8 protein-coding genes are annotated in these 6,380 nt (G+C 65.6%); 2 read left to right on the forward strand and 6 right to left on the reverse strand.

What is annotated here, in order from left to right; all coding sequences use genetic code 11:
- Positions 1–166 precede the first annotated feature (166 nt).
- The 4 genes from JNJ68_RS02360 to JNJ68_RS02375 form a co-directional block, all read right to left on the reverse strand.
- On the reverse strand, positions 167–1,312 hold the full coding sequence (locus JNJ68_RS02360; protein WP_294978464.1) for an efflux RND transporter periplasmic adaptor subunit: 1,146 nt from the start codon (positions 1,310–1,312) through the stop codon (positions 167–169).
- 3 nt (positions 1,313–1,315) lie between these two features.
- Positions 1,316–1,912, reverse strand: coding sequence for a TetR/AcrR family transcriptional regulator (locus tag JNJ68_RS02365; protein ID WP_294978467.1), 597 nt, complete (start codon positions 1,910–1,912; stop codon positions 1,316–1,318).
- A 233-nt stretch (positions 1,913–2,145) separates the two neighbouring features.
- Positions 2,146–2,490 carry a hypothetical protein gene (locus JNJ68_RS02370; RefSeq protein WP_363165238.1) on the reverse strand — a complete coding sequence of 115 codons (345 nt, stop codon included), beginning with the start codon at positions 2,488–2,490 and terminating at the stop codon, positions 2,146–2,148.
- 81 nt (positions 2,491–2,571) lie between these two features.
- Positions 2,572–3,255: a recombinase family protein gene (locus JNJ68_RS02375; RefSeq protein ID WP_294978471.1), complete on the reverse strand. Its 684-nt coding sequence runs from the start codon at positions 3,253–3,255 to the stop codon at positions 2,572–2,574.
- Positions 3,256–3,536: 281 nt separating this feature from the next.
- On the opposite strand from JNJ68_RS02375, the gene JNJ68_RS02380 reads away from it, so the two are divergent.
- Entirely contained in the window at positions 3,537–3,842 is a 306-nt protein-coding gene (locus JNJ68_RS02380; protein ID WP_294978474.1) for a DUF3489 domain-containing protein, read from the forward strand.
- A 111-nt stretch (positions 3,843–3,953) separates the two neighbouring features.
- On the opposite strand, the gene JNJ68_RS02385 is transcribed toward JNJ68_RS02380, so the two are convergent.
- A complete protein-coding gene (locus tag JNJ68_RS02385) occupies positions 3,954–4,580 on the reverse strand; it encodes a phage terminase small subunit P27 family (protein WP_294978477.1) in 627 nt (208 codons plus the stop codon).
- A complete protein-coding gene (locus JNJ68_RS02390) occupies positions 4,577–4,804 on the reverse strand; it encodes a hypothetical protein (protein WP_294978480.1) in 228 nt (75 codons plus the stop codon). Before JNJ68_RS02390 ends, JNJ68_RS02385 begins: the two co-directional genes overlap by 4 nt.
- Positions 4,805–4,817: 13 nt before the next feature.
- Here JNJ68_RS02390 and JNJ68_RS02395 point away from each other — a divergent pair.
- On the forward strand, positions 4,818–6,380 hold a 1,563-nt coding region (locus tag JNJ68_RS02395), incomplete at its 3' end, for a DEAD/DEAH box helicase family protein (RefSeq protein ID WP_294978482.1).

Here is a 6,380-nt window from a genome sequence, read left to right on the forward strand (position 1 = left end):
ACCACCCAGACATCGGCCGCCGGCGCCTTCACCACCGCCAGCGCATCCGCGACAAGCCCGTTGTAGATGCCGATCATCGCCAGAACCACGGTCATCAGCAGCCCGAGCCCGAAGCAAGTGAGGAGGAAACGGAACAGCCCGTGGCGGATGTCCTTGAGCGCGAGGTTCATGGCGCCTCCGCGATGCGTGCGCGCCGGCCCTCGGCCGCGCCCTTCGGCACCCGGGCGACGATCGCGGCCCCCTCGGGCAGGCCGGCCGTGACCTCGACCCGACCGCGGTCATCGCGCGCACCGAAGGTCAGTTCCGCGCGGGTCAGGCGCCCGTCCGCAACCGTCCAGACCGTGCCGCGATGCCCGTCAAAGCCGGTGATCGCCAGTTCGGGCACCATCAGCGCGGAGGCACGGGTGCCGGTCAGAATGCGCACCTCGGCCTGTTCGCCCAGGAACATCTCGGCCGGGCAATCGGAGCAGGTCAGCCAGACGCGGCGCTCCTCGTTCACGCGATCGCTTTCGATGCCGATGCGGCCAATGGTGCCGTGAAACTCGGCCGCGGGCTGCGAGCGCAGGCGGATCGTGCCGGGCTGGCCAAGAGAAAGCTGGCCGGCGCGTTCCTCGTCGACATAGGCCTGGATCCAGATCGAGGCCGGGTCGATCAGGGTCAGGACCGGATCGCCGGCCTTGACCACGGTTCCCGCCTCGGCATGGCGGGCGACGACCAGTGCGTCATAGGGGGCGATCAGGCGGTGATGGGCCAGCAGGGTTTCCTCCTGCCGCAGGGCTGCCGCGGCATCCATGCCCTGCGCCCGGATCACCGCGACATCGGCCTCGGCTACCGCCAGATCGGCGCGCGCCACGTCCTGGTCGCGCTGCGCCTCCTCGGCGCGCTGGATCGAGGTGACATCGCGCTGCGCCAGCCCCTGCTGGCGGCGGTTCGCCGCCTCGCGCTGCGCCAGGACTGCGCGGGCGCGCACGACGGCGGCATCGGCCTTGGCGAGATTGGCCTCATTGGCCGCCACCGCAGCGCGGGCGCGAGCCACGCGCGCCTCCTGTTCGGCGGCGTGCAGGCTGGCCATTTCCTGACCCGGTGCCACCCGGTCGCCGGCATCGACCGCAAACGCCGTCAACGCCCCGCCGACCTCGAACCCCACGCGGCTGAGGATGCGCGCCTCCACCGTCCCAAGCCCGTAGATGCGCAGGGCCACATCGCTTTCGGGCTGCGCGACCGTGACCGTCAGCGGCCTTTCGGTCAGGAACAGGAAGCCCGCCGCGATCGCCAGCGCCGCAAGCAATCCGAAAAGCCAGACGCGCCGCATCGCCTATTCCCTTTCTGCGGCCAGAAGCCGCAATTGCACCTCGAGCAGCCGCAACCCCTCACCCTGCAGGTCGAAATCGCGCGCACCCAGCGCCCAGCGGATCGCCACCCCCTGCACCAGCGAGGTCAGCAGCACCGCCGCATCCACAGTCTCGATGTCGCCGTGCAGAATGCCCGCTTGCTGCCCGGCGCCGACCTCGCGCGCGAGCAAGCCGCGAAAGGCCGTCAGCAAGCCATGAAACGTGGCGCGCAGTTCCGCGTTGGCGACGTTCAGCTCGCGCGAGAACAGTAGCATCGGCAGCGCTGGGGTCGCGGCGATCTGTGCGAATTGCGCCGCGATCAGCGCGCGCAGCCGGTCAATCGGCCCATCGTCGCGGCTGAGGGCGTCCTCCCAAGCCGCTGCCAGCCCTTCGGCGACATGTTCGGCAACGGCCTGCCACAGCGCGGCCTTGGTGGGAAAATGCCGGAACAACGCCGCCTGCGTCACCCCGATTGCCGTAGCCACCGCCCCGGTCGTCACCCGGTCCGGCCCGATCCTGTCGGCCAGAGCGAGAACGACGGTGACAATCTCGGCCTTGCGCCGCTCTGCTGGCTTTCGCATGGACGTTGATAAGTGAGTGAGTAATTACATATATATGATTGACGGAAGCATGTCTGTCAAGATGCGAGGTCCGCAATCCGCTGATCTCGGGCGCCTCGGCGCCTTTCGACCCCAATGCCAGCCTCGATCGGGCGCGCGCACCACAGACGCGCCAGCACCTGCCATCATCTTTTGCAGCGAATCCATTCCGCTCTTTGCAGCCGTGAATCGGACCGGCAGTCTCTGCCTACAAATCAAAAGTCCGTCTCGACATAGCCCCCGGCGCAGTCGAAGGCGACGGCGGCGGCCGTTGCTCCGGTGTTCATGAACAGCCTCGGCGACAAGAACTGGGTCGCGGCGGGCAGATCGGCGGTGATCTCCTGCTCGAAGACCGCGCCCGAAACTTCGTCGACGACGCGCACCCAGACGGAGCTGCCGTTCGGCGGGGCGGCGATGAACAGGGTCAGCACGCCTCCCGTGGCGATGGCGAAACTCGCACCCATGTCGGTGAGCGTCGGCGCGCCAGTCCCGTCGTTCGTGACCAGCTGCCAGCGGGTGTGGGTGCCGCGCTGGAAGCCGATGCCGATGCAGTTCACCACGGCCGAGAGGGTCAGCGTTGTGGCCAGCGCTGCCGTCGAGCCGTAGAGGCCGAAGAACCCCATGCCGGTCGCCTGCAGCATTCAGTTCACTTTGGCCAGGACACCAAGCACGTTGCCCACACTCCATCGACCTCCTCGCCGCGTCCTAATCCCTCGTGCCGTCAGTTCCGCCGCGATTGCCCGAAGTGATGTGTGCCCCGCCGCCTGAACATCAGCGATCACCGGTGCCAGGTCCTCCGCAAACGCCGCAGCATTCGCCGACACGACCGCCCTGAGCGCCGCCCCGCCTTTCCCGGCCCGCCGCAGGCTCTCAGCCCCGTTCGGGTTCCCCAGCTTCACCCCACGCGCTTTGGCCGCCGCAAGGGCCTCCTTCGTCCGCCGCGAGATCGCCTCGCGCTCGGCTTCCGCCACCAGCGCCATGATGCCCACCGTCAGGTCATTGGCCTGCGGCATGTCGCAGGCCAGGAACTTCACCCCGCTGTCCCTGAGGGCGAGCAGGAAGGCCGCGTTGCGCGAGAGCCGGTCCAGCCTGGCGATCACCAGCGTGGCGCCCGTCACCTTCGCCAGATGCAGGGCGCGCGACAATTCCGGCCGGTCGGCCCTGCGCCCGCTCTCCACCTCGGTGAACCGCGCCAGCACCTCGGCACCCCGGGCAGAGGCAAAATCGCCGATTGCCTTGCGCTGCGCCTCGAGCCCGAGCCCCGACAGCCCCTGCCGCGCCGTCGAGACCCGCTCATAGGCCACCAGCCGCTCTCCCACCGCCATTGCCACCCCCATATCCTGGCCCCGTACAGACCTGCGTAACGTTCGTTGCGCAGGTATGTACACCAAGTGGCGCGGAGGTCGTAGCGCGAAGAGGCTCAAGATTCTGGAATTATACGCAATATCAATGATCTATCGAGTTGATTGGTGTCCGGAACAGAGCGAATCTCGTTGCAGGGCCAGAGGCCTGCGCAACGCCGCCACATGGCCCGACAGCTCGCCGCACGTGGGCCTTGGCCTCGTAGAAGGGTCGGCATCCCGCCGCCCCGGACAAGGAGGCCAGCATGGCACGTACCACGAAGACCGAAGACCAGCCCACAACCGAACCCACCACGGCATCACAGGAGACGACCGCCCCAGAGCCCGCACCCCGCACGCCCCGCCCGGGCACCAAGCTTGCGGCGGTCGTGGATCTGCTTGAACGCGAGGGCGGCGCCACGATCGCCGAGATCATGACCGCCACCGGCTGGCAGCAGCACACCGTGCGTGGCGCTCTCGCAGGGTCCATCTCGAAGAAGCTCGACCGGACGCTGGCGTCGGACAAGGTCGAGGGCCGTGGGCGGGTCTATCGGATCGCCGACGCGCAATAGGGCTGACGGCGGTTCGCCCCCTTCAAGACAAGCTTGCCGCCCCTTCGGGGGCGGCATTTGTTGATCGACCGAGAGACGGCCCCGTCACGAGCCCTGTGGCGGTTGCATCGGTCATCCGGCCTGCGGTCCCGTAAGGCATATCTTGAGGGTGTTGGCATCCCCCTTCTCGTCCGCCTCATCGGCTGCGAACCTGTTTTCCCTCGAGGGATTGGCATCGACGGGCTTTCCGACGTTCATCGGAACTTCGACACGCTTTCCTTCCCTGTCCTGATACACCGTCACGAACTCCACCTTTGTGACCATGTCCGCCGGCGGGACAGAACTGGCGAAAGCCGAAATCCTCGACCGCGAAGCTGGCGTCAGCCCGATCTCGGCCATGTAGCGCCCCATGAGTTCCATCTGCCGGTTGGCCACGTTCAGCCAGGGCGATTGTTGCACATAGCCGGAGGGCGTCTTGAGGAGGAGCGGCGTCTCCTTCAACTTCTCTTCGGCTTCCACCCAGCGGCCATAGGCCTGGCAGTAGCCAGCAAGCACTGCGCGATCGACGATCGAGATCACGCCCATCCCGACCAGCGTGTCGACGAGCCGGTGCCATTCGGCCCGGGCTTCATCGCTGAGGTGTTCCGGGCAATCCGGTGTTCCTTCCGGAGGGATCGGCTCCGCGCGGTTCCAGGCCTTCTTGCCGCGATTGCCCTCCATGCGGCGCCAGGCCGTGGGTTTGCGGGGCGGACCGCTCATGGCAGCTGGTCCCTGAGCGCGTTGAACATCCGTCGCATGGTATAGCCGCGCAGGATCGAGACGGCCGTGAAGACCGAAGCCACAGCCATGTTCTCGGCAAAGGCGAAGTCGTGACCCATCGCCGGGAAGAGCGCCCGCTGCACCACGACCGACAGGATGAACCCCATCACTGTGCTGGTCAGCGTCTCGAAGAACGAGGCAGAGCGCGATTGTCCGTCAGCCATCCCGACCTCCGGAATGCTCGATCGGCACAGGTTCGGGTTCGGCGGAAATCCGCCCGTGGCCGGAAACTGGAAGACGCATTTTCTGTGGGACGAGGTGCTGCAGGCTGACAGCCTGATGGATATCCTCCAGCGCTTCATGCACCGGGAAGTCAAGGAAAGGCAGGTCAAGACCGACAAGGGCGTCCGCACCATCCGCAAGGAAACGATGATCTTTCCGCGGTATCACCAGCTCGACGCCGTGCGAAAGCTCATCGCGCATGCCGGCGCGCATGGGTCTGGCAGGAATTATCTGATCCAGCACTCGGCGGGCTCGGGAAAGTCGAACTCGATTGCCTGGCTGGCGCACCGGCTGGCAAGCCTGCACGACGCCAATGACGAGAAGGTGTTTCACTCGGTCGTCGTCGTCACCGACCGGCGCGTGCTCGATCAGCAATTGCAGAACACGATCTACCAATTCGAGCACAAGACGGGCGTGGTTGAGAAGATCGAGGAAAACACACAGCAGCTTGCCCGGGCACTGTCGGCCGGGACACCCATAGTCATCACGACGATCCAGAAGTTCCCCTTCATCTCTCAGGCGCTCTCAACGCTGGAGAGCAAGGGGACTGGCGTGAAGATCGACACGGCGGGCAAGCGGTTCGCAGTGATCGTGGACGAGGCGCATTCTTCGCAAAGCGGCGAGACGGCCATGGCGCTTAGGGGCATGCTGAACAAGGACGGCATCGAGGCTGCGATCGCCTCGCAATTGTCCGAGGAAGAAGACGACGACCTGTCCGAGGACGCCAAGGCAGCTATGCTGCGCGACTCCCTGAAGCGGGCACGCCAGCCGAACCTCAGCTTCTTCGCCTTCACCGCAACGCCGAAGTTCAAGACCAAGACCCTCTTCGACGAGCCGGGACCAACTGGCACGTCGCCGTTTCACGAGTACACGATGAGGCAAGCCATCGAAGAAGGCTTCATCATGGACGTGTTGCAGAACTACACGACCTACAAGCGCTTCTTCGGTCTGATCAAACAGGTCGAGAACGACCCCGACGTGCCACGCAAGAAGGCTGCCAAGGCGCTGACGCGGTATCTGGAGCTGCACCCGGTCAACATCGAGCAGGTCGTCTCTGTCATCGTGGAGCATTTCCGTCTCTACGTGATGCACGAGCTCGGCGGTCGGGCGAAGGCCATGGTCGTGACAGGCTCACGCCTTGCCGCAGTGAAATACAAGCTGGCCTTCGACCGCTATATCAAGGCGCACGGCTACGATGGCATCCGCTCGCTCGTCGCCTTTTCCGGCACCGTGGAAGATCCGGAGGATCCGGGATCGGCCTACACCGAAGTGTCAATGAACGATGGCCTCGCAGAAAGCGAGTTGCCCGAGACCTTCGAGCGTGATGACTACCGTGTGCTCTTGGTGGCGGAGAAGTATCAGACTGGATTCGATCAGCCCCTCCTGCAGACAATGTATGTCGTGAAGCGGCTCGCGGGCGTGCAGGCGGTGCAGACCCTCTCGCGCCTGAACCGGATGGCGCCAGGCAAGGCACGCACCTTCGTCCTCGACTTCGCGAACGAAGAAGATGACATCTAC

Origin of the sequence: Tabrizicola sp. (assembly GCF_016793705.1) — a bacterium.
Taxonomy (GTDB): domain Bacteria; phylum Pseudomonadota; class Alphaproteobacteria; order Rhodobacterales; family Rhodobacteraceae; genus Tabrizicola.